The organism is Marinifilum flexuosum, from assembly GCF_003610555.1.
Classification (GTDB): domain Bacteria; phylum Bacteroidota; class Bacteroidia; order Bacteroidales; family Marinifilaceae; genus Marinifilum; species Marinifilum flexuosum.
In genome coordinates this window covers 391,117-408,747 of the sequence record NZ_RAPQ01000009.1, presented here as the reverse complement: position 1 = coordinate 408,747, position 17,631 = coordinate 391,117, and the positions used below count along the sequence as shown (strand labels likewise).

10 protein-coding genes are annotated in these 17,631 nt (G+C 36.2%); 6 read left to right on the top strand and 4 right to left on the bottom strand.

Annotated elements, in window-relative coordinates:
* Positions 1-18: 18 nt before the first annotated feature.
* The 4 genes from BXY64_RS11515 to BXY64_RS11500 all read right to left on the bottom strand — a co-directional run bounded on the left by BXY64_RS11515 (position 19) and on the right by BXY64_RS11500 (position 7,443).
* The gene (locus BXY64_RS11515) at positions 19-1,110 is read right to left on the bottom strand and encodes a carboxypeptidase-like regulatory domain-containing protein (protein ID WP_120240141.1); all 1,092 of its coding nucleotides are present in this window, start codon (positions 1,108-1,110) and stop codon (positions 19-21) included.
* A 182-nt stretch (positions 1,111-1,292) separates the two neighbouring features.
* Positions 1,293-2,783, bottom strand: a complete 1,491-nt coding sequence (locus BXY64_RS11510; RefSeq protein WP_120240139.1) for an acyl-CoA dehydrogenase family protein — start codon at positions 2,781-2,783, stop codon at positions 1,293-1,295.
* Between the two features lie 137 nt (positions 2,784-2,920).
* Complete coding sequence (locus BXY64_RS11505; RefSeq protein ID WP_120240137.1) at positions 2,921-3,988, bottom strand: glycoside hydrolase family 53 protein; 1,068 nt, start codon at positions 3,986-3,988, stop codon at positions 2,921-2,923.
* A 188-nt stretch (positions 3,989-4,176) separates the two neighbouring features.
* Positions 4,177-7,443: a S41 family peptidase gene (locus tag BXY64_RS11500; RefSeq protein WP_120240136.1), complete on the bottom strand. Its 3,267-nt coding sequence runs from the start codon at positions 7,441-7,443 to the stop codon at positions 4,177-4,179.
* Between the two features lie 419 nt (positions 7,444-7,862).
* Here BXY64_RS11500 and BXY64_RS11495 point away from each other — a divergent pair, with 419 nt between their 5' ends.
* The 6 genes from BXY64_RS11495 to BXY64_RS11465 all read left to right on the top strand — a co-directional run bounded on the left by BXY64_RS11495 (position 7,863) and on the right by BXY64_RS11465 (position 17,520).
* The gene (locus BXY64_RS11495) at positions 7,863-8,444 is read left to right on the top strand and encodes an RNA polymerase sigma-70 factor (RefSeq protein ID WP_120240134.1); all 582 of its coding nucleotides are present in this window, start codon (positions 7,863-7,865) and stop codon (positions 8,442-8,444) included.
* A gap of 217 nt (positions 8,445-8,661) precedes the next feature.
* Positions 8,662-9,834: a FecR family protein gene (locus BXY64_RS11485; RefSeq protein ID WP_120240130.1), complete on the top strand. Its 1,173-nt coding sequence runs from the start codon at positions 8,662-8,664 to the stop codon at positions 9,832-9,834.
* A gap of 159 nt (positions 9,835-9,993) precedes the next feature.
* A complete protein-coding gene (locus BXY64_RS11480; protein WP_211334482.1) occupies positions 9,994-13,575 on the top strand; it encodes a SusC/RagA family TonB-linked outer membrane protein in 3,582 nt (1,193 codons plus the stop codon).
* 11 nt (positions 13,576-13,586) lie between these two features.
* On the top strand, positions 13,587-15,083 hold the full coding sequence (locus BXY64_RS11475) for a RagB/SusD family nutrient uptake outer membrane protein (protein ID WP_170150640.1): 1,497 nt from the start codon (positions 13,587-13,589) through the stop codon (positions 15,081-15,083).
* Positions 15,084-15,093: 10 nt separating this feature from the next.
* Positions 15,094-16,098, top strand: coding sequence for a substrate import-associated zinc metallohydrolase lipoprotein (locus tag BXY64_RS11470; protein WP_170150639.1), 1,005 nt, complete (start codon positions 15,094-15,096; stop codon positions 16,096-16,098).
* Between the two features lie 27 nt (positions 16,099-16,125).
* The gene (locus tag BXY64_RS11465; protein WP_120240124.1) at positions 16,126-17,520 is read left to right on the top strand and encodes a DUF4302 domain-containing protein; all 1,395 of its coding nucleotides are present in this window, start codon (positions 16,126-16,128) and stop codon (positions 17,518-17,520) included.
* Positions 17,521-17,631: the final 111 nt, after the last annotated feature.

Below are 17,631 nucleotides of genomic sequence, written 5' to 3'. Positions count from 1 at the left end.
TTTATAATTGAATTGTTGTTATAAGTTAAAGTCTGGGTTCGATTCTGGAATATAATTATCTGGCAATGTATTAGCTAAGGATCTTTGCCCCATTGAACCATGTATTTCAAAGTTCAAATTGGTTGATGTGCCATTAGGACGTATTTCAAACTCGTGACCCAAAGAAATAAAAGTGGTTGGCCAAGTTGCATAGCTTCCTTGAATTTGTTCCGGATGTACTGGGCGATGCGCAAAATCTTCATGATAAGTTACCTTTACCTTCTCTGCCATGAATTTATATCGCTTCAATTGATCATTTCCCGATGTTAGAGTGAATGCATCTTTACCAGAATTTGGAATACTTTGTAGGCTAAATCCGTTTTTCCCAAGTTCGTTAGAGTAAAGAGAACCAAGGAAATGTCTTAATGAACCATAATAATGTTTACGACGATTCTTTTTAATTAAAGTTCGTTCAATTGTATCTCTTGTATTTATATCCTGATAGTAATAAAAGGCTTGTAGTTTAAAAAGAGCATTCTCGGTAAATTTATTTAAACTAATTTTTTTGCCTCCAACCTTATCTTTTTTACAAACATGAAAATCTTTAATTAGTATTTTAATCTGATAGCCCAAATGTTTGTTTTCGATAATAAGTGGTGAGTTGCAGAAAGCATGAAAATCATATTCATCTTTTTTAAACCGAAGAACACTATCGTTTAAAATCTTTACTTGCGATTTTTCGGCATGGTACAAGAAGTACTTATTAAATATCCTAAGGTTTGCTCGTCGCTTGTTTTTTGCCTTTACCTGAACTTCATGAATATTTCTTGTTTTTTTAGAGAGTTCAATATTTAAAAACGAATTATCTGAAATGGTTAAGACTAATGGTTGATAGGCAACATGTAACAAGCCGATATGACATGGAACTACAGGTGAATTCAGTTTAAATTCTCCTTTATCGTTCGTTGTAGTTCCAATGGTAGTTCCCGAAACAAAAACTTCGACATTTATTAGTGGTGTTTTTGTTTTTGAGTCGACCACTTTTCCTGATATTTGTTGTTGTTTATTTTGAGCATGAATGCTTGTGGTAATTACTAATAAGCAGGATATGATACAGATAAGATTCTTCATGATGAATAGGTGGCAATTGGTAATTTATTCTTTTTGAATATGAATCCTATCAAATTTAAATAATACTTATGATATATTTATATGAAGTACGATTTATTTCGTAAAATATAATGAATGTAAATAGAGGGATAAAATAAACCACCTTATAATGAAGGTGGTTTTGAAGTAATATTTGGTACATCCTATGCCATTTCTAACCAAGAGCTTCCGTCCTGATAATCTTCAATGCTTGATACTCTTTTGTTGATTTGAAAGGAGTTAATCAGGTTGCTGATATCATGTTGTAAAGACTTGATGCAGTTGCTTATCAAATCTTTTCTAAAACCTTTTTCTTCCAGGTTTAGAACGAAACCAGCCGATACAATTCTACTTAAAGCTTTTCCCAAATCAACTTGTTTGCGCTGCGGAAGATTAAAATCAATTGAGAAATTAATTTCCTTCTTGAAATATTCAGATGCTTTTTCTGTTAGATTAAAATCTTTCAAAAATTGAAAAAGGTTGCTTTCTTTTTTCTTCTTCATCAACTTCAGAATCATATCCGAAATTTGAGTATAAAGCATTTCATTTGCTCCTTCGAATATCTGGAATGGACGACTATCCACGATTCCGCGCCCTCCAATATGACTTAATCGGTAACCTTTGGCTCCGGATAGTTGAACCAGGGTTTGAGCCGACTCCTGCATTAAATCGGTAACCACAGTTTTTATGCTGTTGGCCTCAACACCATCGCTTGCCAAATTGTTTTCCAATCCACTTTTATCGCTACTTCTCACGCAAAGAGCAGAACATATGGTGTAAGCACTTTGCATTTTTGAGATTTGGTGCTGAACCTGATCAAACGAGAGTAAACTTTTTCCTCCTACAATTCTGCTTTTACATTGGTCAATAGCTTCATCCATCAGTCTTTTAATAAATCCCAACCCCATGCCTGGGAACTGCATTCTGCTACGGTGAAGAATGTCAAGCATCATTTTAACCCCGGTACTTTCAGGAGTTAATTTATATTCCTTTGGTATTTGCACATCAAGTTTGTTGGTGCCATAAGGAATCATGTATAGGCCTAGATTATCGAAATACTCTTCGACCACAACTTTTTGGTTTTTTTGAGTTACATCGCAAATAAAAAAATCGATATCACGATCCAATTTGCCTTGCTCATGTTTCTGTCTTGAGGTGATCAACCAAAAATCTGCCAATCCTGTTAAACCTTGCCAATGCTTAGTCCCTTTAATATGGTATAGGTCATCTTTTTGGGTATAATGAGTTTGCATGTTTAAAGCATCGCTACCAAAATCAGGTTCGGTAATCATTAAACCACCCATTTGTTGTTTTTCCAAAAAGCGCTTGAAGATACCTCCTTTAACAGTGTTGTTCGCATATTTGGCCACAGGTTCAAGGAATAGTGCGATATTAATACCCAATGTTAATGCCAGTGGCAATGATTCATATGCAGCAGAAGAGAGTATGCCTAAACATTCCTTCACTTTAGCTCCTCTTCCTCCATAGTTCTCAGGAATGGCAACCGATAAAGGAGCACCGGCCATTATCTCACGCATTACCAATGGAGGGAATCCTCTATTCAGGCTGAATTTGTTAATGTCGTCTCGTTCGTAAAATACTGACTTAAGGGTTTGCTCAAACTCTTTCAGGTACTCAGAAAAATTCTTAATCATCTTATTCAATCTTCTTTTTATAGGTCTAATTTAATTTAGACGTGATAAAAATAGCTCTTAAATAAGACAAATGAGTCTTTATTTGTGTTTTATTCCTTATTTAGAATGCTAAACCTGAATATAGAATTTTATTATTTTTAATAGAATACCTCAGCAGCAGGTAGTAATTCATTATTAAAATCGAATAACGCTTGGTTTTCCCAACTTGATCCATTTTTTGATTCATTACCATCAAATGCCACATATTCTGCACCCCAGTAGCAAAATCCTAAAGCATCTACTTCATCACAAATATCTTTTATTTTGAGTAGAAAACTCTTTTGTCCTCCGGGTGTTGCAGGATAATCAGGCAGAATTAGTTGATTATCCTGACCCACAATATTATTGGTCCAATCGTTCCAATCAAGAGTAAAAGGATAGGCTGTTTCGGCAATAACAACTGGCTTTGAAAATTGAGTTTGTAAATGGTTTATACTTGATTTTAATTCTGAAAGATTTTTACCGTGCCAAATTGGATAGTAAGAGAGTGCCATAATATCAAAGTCAATTTGTTTTAAATCATTAAAAAAAGATAAGGCATTGGAATAACCTGCATGATGAATCATAATTTTGCAATTGGGATCAGTATCACGTACAGCGTTAATTCCTATACTTAATAATTCTTTAAATTGCTCTATTTGTTCGAATCGATCTCCAACAGGAAGTAAAAAACCAGGATTAATTTCATTTCCAATTTGCACGTATTTAGGTTCTATTTCGCTAACTATTTTTGAAGTGTAATTATATACACTATCCTTAAGTTTCTCGAAGCTTAAGTTTTTCCAAGCTTCTGGTATTTGTTGATGTGCAGGATCTGCCCAAGTATTGGAGTAATGAATGCTTAACCAAACATTGAGATTTTGTTTGTTAATTTGTTCGGCAAACTTCTTAACCTCATTAAAGGAAGAGCTTTGGGTATTAGGAGTATGCCATAATCTTATTCGAACTGTATTCATACCATGTTTTTTAAGGATGCTCACAACGTCTGATTGTATTCCTTCATCATAGAATGGAATAGATAGACCTTCCAATTGTGGTAAAAAAGACAAATCTGCTCCTTTTATAAAATCATCTTCCTGTATTGGAAAATTTGTTTCATTCTCATTTTTGCTGCAGGATGAGAAAAGCATGATTAAAAAAATTATTTGGAATGTTACCTGTTTCATCGAAGTTGAAATTTGATCTGTACAAATCTATAAAGAATTGCTTTTCATCTTTAATATCAGTTAGATTAATACCAAATGATAGTGGGAACCAAAGTTTTTATTAAATGTTTGTTTTTCTTGGAGAGCCATATATGTGGTATAAAAAAAGCCGCTGAATGTTCAGCGGCTTTACTTTTATCTTATATTGCTTATTCAGTACATTCTTCCATTAAGGCTTTAACAGCTGCTTCCAGCTGTTCGTCTTCACCTTTGGTAATGGTTTTAGGCATGTTTTTAACCTGAATATCAGGAACAGTCTGATTGTTTTCCAACCATTCTCCTGCTTTGTTCTTCGCACTTACAGGAATTGATCCCCATAGTACGCGATCGTTCTGAAGCATTTCCCAACCAGCAAAACTACAAGTTCCAGGAACAGGCATACCAATTAGTTTACCAATACCTAAGTCTTTGTAAGCGCATGAGAAACAGTGACCATCACTGTAGTTTGATTCATTGATCATCGCTACAGAAGGCTTGGTCCAACGGTAACCAGGTTCGTAACCAACTGTACGATCTTCAATGGCATATTCCATAAAAGTTTCACCAGTCAGGAACATGGTAATGTCACCAACCAAATCACCACCACCATTAAAACGAGTATCGATAATGATACCATCGCGGTCGTAGTATTTACCCATTACTTTTTCGTAAGTGTTACGGTAAGCACCATCGTTCATTCCAGGAATGTGAACATAGGCAAGTTTACCATTACTCAAACGGTCAACTTCCTCCTCATTCTTTTTCACCCAACGCTTGTAGATCAAGTCTGACTCGGTACCTAATGAAACAGGTTTTACCGTTATGTCTTGATATTTTTTTGCAGAAGGATCGAAAATGTGAAGAGCAGTAAATTTACCAGCTTTACGATTTAAGAATTTCGCAAAATCAACATCTTTACCAATTTTGATTCCATCAATTTGCTCGATAATCATACCTGCTTTTACATTGAATTTTTTCTTATCCAATGGACCATTCTTAATGATTTCAGCAATCTTGATACCATCTCCTTTGTGTTTGTAATCGATAAAGATTCCCAAAGAAGCGGTTTTGTCACCATTGTAAATTCCTCCGTAGTAACGTGCACCAGAGTGTGAAACATTCAATTCACCTAACATTTCAGAAAGCAATTGAGCAAATTCAAAATCGTTACTAAGCGATTTTAGTTTAGGCTCATAGTTATCTCTTAAAGCATCCCAATCAACTCCGTGGTAATCCGAAATGTAGAACATGCCTTTGTTTCGAGCATAAACATGATCGAACATCTGCTGACGTTCTGCAGCAACATCCAAAATCATTTCGCTATTCACAGAAATTGCTTTTGTAGATTTTCCTGCCAAGTCAACTTTCGACATTGTTCCCCCTGATAACAAGAACAACTTTTTCATCTCTTTATCCCAAAGCAAGCTTCCACCTCTGGATCCGATAGGAATTAATTTCTTGGTTTCTTTTGTACGTAGTTTGGTACTCCAAATGCTATATCCTTTATCGAATTTTGCAATGTAATATAAAGTCTCACCATCTTTAGAAAGAACAGCATCACTCAATCTGGAAGAGTGAATGGTCAATCTTTTCTTGCGATCTTTCATGCCATCCCAATCAAAAATCAGCAAGCTGTCTTTTTTAGCTTCTTCCTTTTTAGATTTGTCCTTCTTCGATTTTTTCTTGTCTTTCTTATCGGCTTCTTTTTTAGCTTTTTCTTTCTCTTCTTTTTCCTTCTTTTCAATTTCCTTCAGAAGAGCGTAGTCATCTTTGCTCATGTTGAAACGATCCCATGAATCTTTTGTGAAGAACATGGTATATACATCCATCTGGCGAGAACCGCTGTTGGCATATGAACGTAATCCATGACGATCACTAAACCACAACATTTGCTTCCCTTTGTTTACCCATTTGGCGTAGCTGTCGCCATAACCACTTTCGGTAAGGTTAATCATTTTCTGTTTGCCATCAGCCGAAATCATTACAACTTCGCCATTTGCCAATACAGGAGAGTAATCAACCAACAACCATTTGCTATCAGGACTCCAGGTAAAATACTGATCTCCTTCACCCATATAAAACAATTGATCGCCATTCATAATGGTACGGATCTTTTTGCTTTTGATATTGAAAATCTTCAATGAACTTCTGTTTTCAATAAAAGCAATCTCTTTTCCGTCAGGAGAATATTCAGGCTCGTAGTTGTCGTTGTTATTAACAATTACTGGCTCTTCTTTAATTAGAGTTGAAGCATAGAAATAAGGTTCTGTATCGCTTACTTTTTTACTTGCGTAGATTCCCCATTTTGCATTTCTTTCGCTTGCATAAAGAATGCTTTTTCCGTCAGGCGAGAAGCTTACAAATCTTTCCTGAGCAGGAGTTGTTGTAATTCTTTTGGTCATTTTACCTTCAACCGAAGAAACAAAAACCTCACCTCTAACAATATAGGCAACTTCTTTTCCGTCAGGCGAGATAGCCATTTCTTTTACATTACCACGAACCGAAATAATTTGCTCGTTATTGGCTTTGTCTTCAGTACGAACATTTACATTCACTTTTTCTTGTTTGCCATTGGTCATGGTAAACAATTCTCCATTGTGAGTATAGCAAAGTGTTCCATTCTTAGCCATGCTTAGGTAACGAACCGGGTGCATTTTGAAGCTTGTAACCTGAGTGTTTTTCTTAGGTGTAGCAAGGTCCATTTTGTGCACATTAAAACACCCACTTTCTTCGCTTAGGTAGTAAATGCTTTTTTCATCAGTACTGTAAACAGGATTTCTGTCTTCACCTTTAAATGAGCTAATCATTTGGTGTTTGTCACTTACCACATCATAGGTCCAGATATCTCTTGTTACTGATGAAACATGGTGCTTGCGAAATTCATCTTCGCCACCTTTAACATCATGATAAATCATCTGTTTTCCATCTTTGCTGATTTTTATATCTTCAGCAGGAATTGTAAAAACTTGATCAACACGACCTCCATTTACAGGAACCTGGTACAATTCTGTTTGCGAACGATGTGGATACTGTCTGTGATTTGCATCATCCAAACGAATACCTCCAAATAAGATATTTTTATTGTCGCGGGTAAATGTGTAAGGCACTTCGTTGTTCGAATGATAAGTCAAACGGATTGCAGCACCTCCTTTGGCATCCATGATGTACACATCGAAATTGCCAAAACGATTCGACGCGAAAGCAATTTTGCTTCCATCGTGGCTCCAAACAGGCATATAATCGTGAGCCTTATGAAAGGTTAATGGGCGAGCTTCGCCACCTTTACTCGATACCAGATACAAATCTCCTCTGTTGGTGAAAACAATTTGTTCTCCATCTGGTGAAATTGCTGCGTAACGAATCCATTCAGAATTGCCATTGGCAAATGCATAAGCATTACATAACACAGCCATTAAGAAAATAAATAATTTCTTCATTAGTTAATGTACTTGTTGTTTAAAAAATGATGCAAAAGCACCGGTATTGTTAAATTTTCTTAGGGGTGGTAAAAATAGGTAAAAAATTATACCTAAGATTTGATCTTAACAGAAATATTAGAGGTTTCCTTTGGTGTAAAAGTTGTGCTGGTGTATGCACATCACAAACATAAGTATAATTGTTGATATTGAGAGTGGAATTTGTGCTTTTTTGAAAGAACAAGTATAATGTGATTTAAAACAACATAATGAAAAAACTTATGCTTCTGTATTTTAAGGATAGTTTAGATACCTAATATTTTTTTTAATAAAAAAAACTGCATTTCATCAGGAAGGCGTGTATTCATTCTTAGACAATTCATTAAAATTTTTATCTTCGCACATTCCACTTCAATAATTTTAAAAGGTAGCGAAGAAAGGTGCAAAGAATCAATGAAAAAATATTACTAAAGGGGATTGAAGATAGAAATCAATCTAGCTTTAGGTTATTGTATGAGACCTATCATGCCCCTTTATTTCGTTTTGCGGAATCATATGTATGTTGCCCCGGAATAGCTGAAGATATCGTACAGGATGTTTTCATTAAAATGTGGGAAGAACGTATTGGTTCTATTAACAGATCTTTGAAAGCTTACTTGTTTTCTATGGTTCGTAATAGGTGTATTGATTATTTGCGAACGGTAAAAGTGGAGGATAAGAGAAAATTGAAGCTCATGGAGGCTCTGGTTTTATCAGATTCAGTAGATCTTAGCTTAGATGAAGGTATTACGCGCCAAATTAAGAAAGCCATAGAGGAATTGCCGGATCAATGTAAAGAGGTCTATAAAATGTCGGTGTATGATGGGCTGAAGCATGCAGAGATTGCAGAAGAATTAGATATTTCAATTGATTCGGTCAAAGTACAGGTGTTTAGAGCAAAAAAAGGATTAAGAAAAAAACTGATGCATCTTCGTGAATTATTACTTCTTTTCTCCAGTATCTATAAATGGAGAAAAAACTAGGCACTTCATATTTTATCACCCTAAAAAGTTGAAATTTATTTGTTGTTGTAATGTTAAGGCTAATAGGTTGTTATTTTCTTTTGCTTGTATCTGATATGTTTTTTTTTCAAAAAAAAGTAGAAATCTTGTTAACCTTATTTTTTAAACTCCGTCTTAGGGGCACTTTCCTGTATCAGGTAGGAGAGGTTGATGAATATAAATTACTTTTTATAAGGGAATGCAAAAAATAGACTGGGAAATAATCTATCGAAAAGTGAATGGTAGTATTTCCAAGCAAGATGAAATAAAACTAGAGAATTGGTTACAGGGTTCTGAGTCACATCGCGATTATTATCAGAAGGTGATTCAATTCTATGAGAAAAGTGAGGAGGAACTTCAAGAGGTTCCTGATCATTTGGATCAATTCATATCAAGACTACAAACCAAAAGGAGAAGACTATTTATTGACCGTGTACAAAGCTATGCTGCAGTAATCATGCTTCCTTTATTAGTGGCGACTGGTGTGTTTCTAAAGTCAACTATCGAGAAGAATGAGCAGCTGGCTAAATTGACCAAAAGTCAGCTTGAGATGCCCGTAATAAAAAACCAGGCAGTTCTGATTACATCAAATGGGGAGACTCATGAATTGAAAGCCGATGAGTTTTTACAAATAAACGACCAGTCGGGTGTTGTGATCAGAAGAAACAATGAATCGGGTTTGAAATATGAAAATATTGCATCAGTAGCAAATGAGCAGTTAGCTTACAATACACTAAAAACAGCAAAGGGAGGAGAGTATCAGCTTGAACTGGCAGATGGAACCATGGTTCATTTGAATTGTGATTCGGAATTGAAATACCCGGTTGCTTTTGGTGCCGATGAGAGAAGAGTGCAGTTGAAAGGTGAAGCCTATTTTGATGTCAGAAAAAATGGAAAGCCATTCATTGTTCAGGTTGATGATATGGCAGTGAAGGTATTGGGTACAAAGTTTAATGTTATGGCTTACCAGGATGAAGAAAGCGTTCAGACCACATTGGTTAGCGGTAAGGTAAGAGTATTTGTAAATGCTGAAGGAAAAAGTGAAAGTTTGGACCTGTCGCCGGGCAAGCAATCAGGTTGGAACAAAAGCTTGGGCATTCTTAGTTCCAGAGAAGTTGATGTGAATTTATATACGAGCTGGGTTGATGGTTATTTTAGGTTTGAGAATCAAAAATTGGAAGATTTAATGAAAACAATTTCCCGTTGGTACGATGTGAAAATACTCTATCAGCAATCAGCATTGAAAGGCAAACGCTTGACAGGTAAGCTATATCGTTTTGATAACTTTTCTGTTATTACTGAGATGATAGAAAAAATATCAGGTGTGAAAATTGAACACACTGAACAAACTATTTTAATATCGAATAAATAAAAAAATCGAAAAATGTTGGCGCATTTTTCGATTCTAAATAGATAATGAATACCTGGCGTGGTATTCAATGTTTTACTATCCACATACAAATTTATGAAAAAAATCTTTTTTCGGGACTCATCTGCCGCTTTTATTCGGTGGGTAAGAATGTTACGAACTATGAGAAATGTTATCGTTTTAATATTGTTGTTTGGCATTCAGGCTAATGCAACGATTCTTTCGCAAAGTAGAATAAATGTTGATTTGGAAAATTCCAGTCTGGAAGATTTGATTCAACAGATAGAATTGCAAACTGATTTGGGTTTTCTATATAATGCCAATGATTTAAAAGATATCAATGATATTACGGTGAGTCATGAAAACGAATCTGTAGAGGTAATTCTTGAGCAAGTATTAATGAATACGGGAATTGAATATGAGTTGGCAAACAATACGATTCTTTTAAAGCCATTACCTACTTCAGCTCTCGTACAAAATAAGAAAAAATTAACAGGGGTTGTACTTGATGATCAAAAGTTACCAATACCTGGTGTATCGGTCGTGTTCAAAGGCACAACCGTGGGGGTTTCTACCAATTTCGATGGACAATTTGAACTTTCTTATACACCAACGGATAATGATATTTTGCAAGTGTCGTTTATTGGAATGGAAACCCAAGAGATACTTGTGACTGATCAAACACATCTTGACATTGTTCTTAAATCTTCGGCAGAACAGTTGAGTGAAGTTATTGTAACAACAGGTTATCAGAAAATTGATAGAAAGTTATTTGCTGGATCAGCTACCAAGCTAAAGGCTGAAGATGCCAAAGTAGCAGGTATTACTGATGTTGGTAGAATGATGGAAGGTAAGGTTGCCGGTGTAAGCGTTCAGAATGTGTCTGGAACTTTTGGTGCAGCACCAAAAATTCGTGTGCGTGGTGCATCTTCTATCTATGGTGATACCAAACCTCTTTGGGTTGTTGATGGTGTTGTATTGGAAGACGTTGTTGATGTTAGCCCTGATCAATTGTCTTCTGGTGATGTAGCTACACTTATTAGTAGTTCGGTTGCTGGTATTAATGCAGAAGATATTGCAGATTTCCAGATTTTGAAAGATGCTTCAGCCACTGCTTTGTATGGCGCAAGAGCCATGAATGGTGTGATTGTAATCAATACCAAGAAAGGTAAGAAGGGGAAATCCAAAGTGAATGTAACTTCAGAATTTACAGTAAAGTCTAAACCAAATTACGCACAATATGACATAATGAACTCCCAGGATCAAATGTCGGTATTCCGTGAAATGGAAAGAAAAGGCTGGCTTGGACATGCTGAGATGATGCGAAGTAAGGATGGCGGTGTGTACTACCAAATGTATGATGCCATTAATACTTATGAGAACGGAAAATATGGCTTGGAAAATACACCAAAGGCCAGAGCTGAATATTTGAGCAAGTACGAGAAGGCAAATACAGATTGGTTTGATCTTCTTTTTCGAAACAGTTTAATGCAAAATCATTCAGTAAGTTTGAGCGGTGGATCTGAAACAGCTAGTTTCTATGTTTCTTCAAGTTTTTTGCATGATGATGGTTGGACCATTGCCGATAAGGTTGATCGTTATACCATTAATATGAAGGGAGATTTTAAATTAACTGACAAATTATCGGTTGGGATGTCAACAAAAGGTAGCTTTCGTGATCAGCAAGCACCTGGAACTTTCAGCAGAACTTCAGATGCTGTAAATGGTGATTACAGTCGAGAATTTGACATTAATCCATTCTCTTATGCCTTAAATACAAGTAGAACCATTGTTCCTTATGAAGAAGATGGATCACATCGTTACAACCGCATGAATTATGCTCCATTCAACATTTTTGAGGAATTCAAGAACAATTACATTGATTTGAATGTGCTGGATTTAAATATTCAGGCAAATCTTGATTATAAGTTCAACAATCACTTGTCCTATAATTTTGTAGGTAATATCCGATATGTAAAGTCCACTTCGGAACACAAAATGACGGAGCATTCAAATGTTGCAAATGCATATCGCGCTGCAGATGATGCTACCATTGAGGATGCAAACAAATATCTGTGGAGTGATCCTGAAAATCCAAATCAGAGACCAATGGTTGTTTTACCAAAAGGAGGATTTTACAACAGGGAAGATAATATGTTGAGAAACTTTTATTTCCGTAATGTAATTAACTACAACAATACATTTAACGATAAACACTTGGTGAATGTAATGCTTGGTCAGGACATGAAATCGTCAGATCGCGAAGCTACAGGCTTTGATGGTTACGGTATTCAGTATGACAAAGGAAATACTGTTTTCACAGATCCTAATATGATCAAGAAATTAACTCAGGCTGGTTTCCCTTATTTTGGAACCGCTACTTCAAAAGATCGATCAGTAGCATTTTTTGCCAATATGGCTTACAGCTTGTCAGGTAAGTATACCTTAAACACTACTGTTCGTGTTGATGGAAGTAACCGTTTGGGAGATTCAAAAGATGCCAGATGGTTGCCAACTTGGAATGTGAGTGCTAAGTGGAATGCTACAGAAGAGCCTTTCCTTATGGATGTTAAATGGTTATCACATCTAAGCTTTAGAGGAACATATGGTTTAACTGCAAGTATGGGACCGGCAACTAATAGCCGAGCTGTTTTTAGGTCAGGATTATCTGTTGCACCTTTTCCAAATGAAGTTCAGAATGGATTGAAAGTTTCTAGTTTGATGAATTCAGAATTGACTTGGGAGAAACAATACGAAACCAACTTTGGTTTTGACCTTGGTCTTTGGAACAACAGAGTGAGCATTAGTGCTGATATGTATAAAAGAGATGGTTTTGATTTAATTGCAGCCATTAAAACATCAGGTATTGGTGGTGAGTTATGGAAGTTAGCTAACTATGCAGATATGGAGTCAAAAGGTTTTGAGTTTAGTTTAAATACGAAGAACATCAAAATGAATGACTTTAGCTGGGATACAAACCTGACTTTTGCCTACAATAAGAATGAAATTACAAAATTGTATGGACAGCCTAACATCCTAAGTCTGACCAAAGCTGAAGGAGCAGCTACTCTTGGAGGTGCCGTTAGAGGTTTGTTCTCGATTCCCTTTGCAGGATTGGATAACAGAGGTTTGCCAACTTACTATGACAAGGAAGGAAATGTAACCAAGAACATCTATTTCCAGGATACCGATGTTGCTCACCTGAAATACGAAGGTAGTATCGATCCAAAGGTAACAGGTGGTATTTCAAACAGATTCAAATACAAGAATTTGTCGGTGAATCTATTCTGTACCTATCAATTCGGGAATGTTATTCGTTTGTATCCAAGTTTCCATGCTAAATACAGTGATTTGGATGCTATGCCTCAGGACATGAAGAACAGGTGGATGAAATCGGGCGATGAGCAGATTACCAATATTCCGGCAATTGCCAGTAAGAGAATCTATGAGGAATTTGGTTCTGGTCTTGAAGCAACCTATAACGCTTTCAACTACTCTGATCAACGTGTAGCTAAAGGTGATTTTGTCAGATTAAAAGAATTGTCAATTTCTTATTCACTTCCAAAAAAACTGACAAGTAAGTTTGGAATTGGCAATGTTTCTATTAAAGCGCAGGGAACCAATCTGTTCCTGTTGTATTCAGACAAAGCTTTAAACGGTCAGGATCCTGAATTCTTCGGTAACGGTGGAGTTGCACTTCCGGTATCTCGCCAATATACCCTAAGCTTAAGATTGAACCTATAATGAAAAACCTAATGAGAAATAATATTAACATCTTACTGGCGGCCTTATTGCTTGCATTTACTTCATGCAGCAGTTTTCTTGACGAAATGCCAGATGATAGAACTGTAATTGATTCTCCTGAAAAAATAGGAGAGTTGCTAACATTCGCTTATCCTGAACAGAACCACCAGATGTTTTGCTACGCGATGAGTGACAATGCAACTGAGAAACCAAAAAGTTCAAGAAAAAATGAAATCAACAGCGATGCCTACAATTGGCTTGATTTTAGATTGACGACTCAGGATTCGCCTGATTCATACTGGACAGGTTGTTATTCAGCCATAAAGCAGGCAAATCATGCTTTGGATGCCATTGAGAAAAGCAAACGCAATGGTGAGATGAGTGATGATGTGAAACCGTTTTATGGGGAAGCATTGATTGCAAGAGCTTATTGTCATTTCATGTTGGTGAACCTATGGAGTCCGACTTATGATCCTGCAACAGCAGATAGCGATCTTGGGATACCATATGTTACTAAGCCGGAAACTAACGTGTTAACCCAGTACCACAGAGGGACTGTAGCTGATGTGTATGAAAATCTTGAAAAGGATATTGTTGAAGGATTAAAATACATTGATGATAATGCTTACGGCAATAAAATTCTTCATTGGAATTTTAAAGCCGCACATACATTTGCAGCTCGTTTTTACAGCTGGAAAGGCAATTTTCAGAAAGTGCTGGAACACACAGATCTTGTACTTGCAAGCGATCCTGCAGAGCAGTTAAGAGATCTTAACGGTGAATACAGCAAAATGGATATCAACGAAGCCATTATTCAATGGGGAAAGACAGATGAGAAAGCAAATTTGTTGGTTACACCTCAGTACAGTAGCTGGTTCGTATATTTCCATGGAAGTTACCAATATGCCATGAGCAAGGAATTCTACGATTTTGTTTACAGAAAAAGTTTTGTTGGTGGGGATTGGATTTGGGATTTATACGGTGGTGATCCTGATATTTTCTTCGTGAAGTGGGGATATCATACCAAAAAAACGGGTCTGAACAGCGATATTGGTTACTACATGATTATGAATGTACTGGTTGATGTGGAAGAGGCACTGTTACTTCGTATGGAAGCCAATGCCATGTTGAAAAACTATACTGCAGTTCATACTGATATGGATTCTTATATGAGCAGAAGATTACGTGCTTACAATGGTACAACTCACAAGGTGGATTTCACGAAAATGGAAAAAGAGTACAAGGAGTCAAACTATGAGTATGGCTTGAGTCCATTTTACGAATTAGATGAAACCCAACGTGTGTATATGAATTGCCTTTATGATTTGCGTAGAAAAGAGTATTACTACACAGGAAACAGATGGTTCGATCACAAAAGATTCAACACAAAGGTGAGACACTATTTTGTAAATGGCGATGTTGCTTACCTGTCTGAAAAAGATCCGAGAAAACAATTGCAGATACCACTAAATGCGCAGGCACAAGGTATTGAAGCTAACCCTAGATAAGTTGAAGACGATGAAAAATATACTAATAAAATTCTGTTGTGTTCTTTCTCTGTTTGCTTTTTATTCTTGTGATAATGAGGATGATTTGAGAGAAGAATCAGTTATTTATGTAGATGAAGTTCACGAGAGTGAATTCGATAAGTGGTTGTACGAAACCTTTACCGTTCCATATAATATGGAAATAAAATGGAAATGGGAAGATGGTGAGGTAGATAACAATTTTCATGTAACCCCTCCTCGTAAGGAGAAGGCTGAGCAATTCATGAAGGCACTGCATAAAATTTGGATTAAGCCTTATGAAGAAGTCGGAGGAGAAGAGTTCATTAAAACCTATGTTCCTAAATTGATCTATTTGGTGGGAACTCCTCAGTACAACGATGATGGAACCATGACCTTAGGTTTAGCTGAAGGCGGAAGAAAGGTGACTGTGTTCGATGTGGATGCATTTGATCATCTTGATCTTCAGGGAATGGCTAAAGCCTTTCATACCATGCATCATGAGTTTTCTCACATTTTACACCAGAAAATTCACTATCCGGTAGCATTTAAGGAATTGTCTAAAGGAAATTATACAGGAGCTTGGTACAACTTTAGTGATATAAAAGCCAATACCTTAGGTTTTATTACACCATATGGTATGTCCAATGATCATGAAGATTTCGTTGAGATTGTAGCAACCATATTATCCACAGTTCAAAACAGTAATATGCCAATTGAAAGAGTAGTTCCTGAAAAAGATCAATATGGTATGGTTACCGGAAATTTGACTCAAAAGGTATTATCAGATTTCCAGATGAAGCTGTACATGTTTGGAATTGGTATTGTTCAAAATAAAGACGGATCATTAACACTTCAGCAGGATCAAGCCGGACCTATTGGTTTATCTATCATGCTTAAGAAGATTGATATTATTACTGAATATTATAAAACTGAGTGGGGAATTGATTTGTTTGAATTGCAAGGCAAAATAGAGATTGCAACCAATGAATTAATTCTTGAAAACAGCGAGGAATAATCTTTAATTTATTAAAAGGAAATCCAAATGAAATTTAAATATATCATATTGTTCATCTTTCTTGCATTAGGCATGACTTCTTGCGATAAGAATGATTTTGAGAATAAGTTTGATGAGCTTCCAGATGCAAGAATGCAATCTACCATTAAGGAATACAAGAAAATTCTGACTGATTCAGAGTTTGGCTGGAAATTTACCTGCTCTGTAAATGGAGAGTTTGAATACGTGCTTTACAATGTGGCACATTTTAATGAAGACAATACTTTAAGTCTTAAATCCAATACTTTGGAAGATCCGGCAGTTAGTGAGTACAAAATCATGTCTGAAGCGGATATGGAATTGGTATTCAATACCTACAATGATAATTTTACGCCTTTGAGCTACCCGGGGGAAACTGCTCCTGATGGAATGGGTGGAGACATTGAATACAATTTCGTTTCCATTTCTGAAGACAAAACAGAAATTATTCTGGAAGGGAAAGTGTACAAAGGAAAATTGAAATTACAGAAGGCGGACCGTGACCTTTCGGATTTTGCTCCTGTCCAAAAATTTGTAAACCTGCTGGGTGAGCAACGCACTAAAAGACACATGAACCTGGCCATTACTTCAGGCTTGGGTGCTAGTGAAGAAAATCCGGTTGTATTGGGAATGGATTTGAGTTCGATGGCTAGTGCTTGCGATTACAATTACAATTATAAAGGAGAATTCTATTCAGGTAGAAAGATGTTGTATTTCGACCATGATGGAATGGGATTAAGCACTCCAATTACAGTTGAGGAATCTGAAATTCAGTATTTCACCTATAATGAGGAGAAGAAAAGATACGAATTGGCAAACTCTGATTTGGAAGGTTATTTGTATTGTACTGACTTGCCAATGTATTATGTGCCTGGTGTATATGATGAATTTATGAATCATTACAGTCTGAAATTGAGAAGTAGTTTCGGGCAGGCATGGGACAAGTATATTGCTATGAAAAAAGCCAATCCTGTAATTAAGAGTATGGTAGTGGTAACTGATTACAAACAGAGAATTCCTTTGTTTGATGAAGATGGAAACCCTGTGCTTGATGAGGTATACAATCATGACTATGAATTTGGAAAACATCTCGGAGAAGGTTTGTTGTTCTCTTTTGAAAGATACAACCAGTTCTACTTTTATTTTGTGCCTTTGGAAATGGTAAAATTGCAGGAAGATCGTATTAAAATGAAGCGATTGACAGGTGAGTTTTGTACCAAAGACAATGAAGACCCAAGTGTTGGAGAAGCCATTAAAAACAACAAAGAGTTCAACGAATTGGTGGACTACTTGTGTAATGATGGAGGATGGTACATTAAAAGAACTGTTGAATATGGTTTAATTGATTGGGATTTTATTTCCCAAGATAATCCAAAGGACTTTTTTATTACAAGATTAGAATAACTGATTATTAAAGGGTGCTCCTAACCAAATCACAGCAAGAAGGATTTACCCTGAAAATTTCTTAGAATTAATTTGTATGCAAGGTGTTACATTGCTTTGTACCAGGGATTG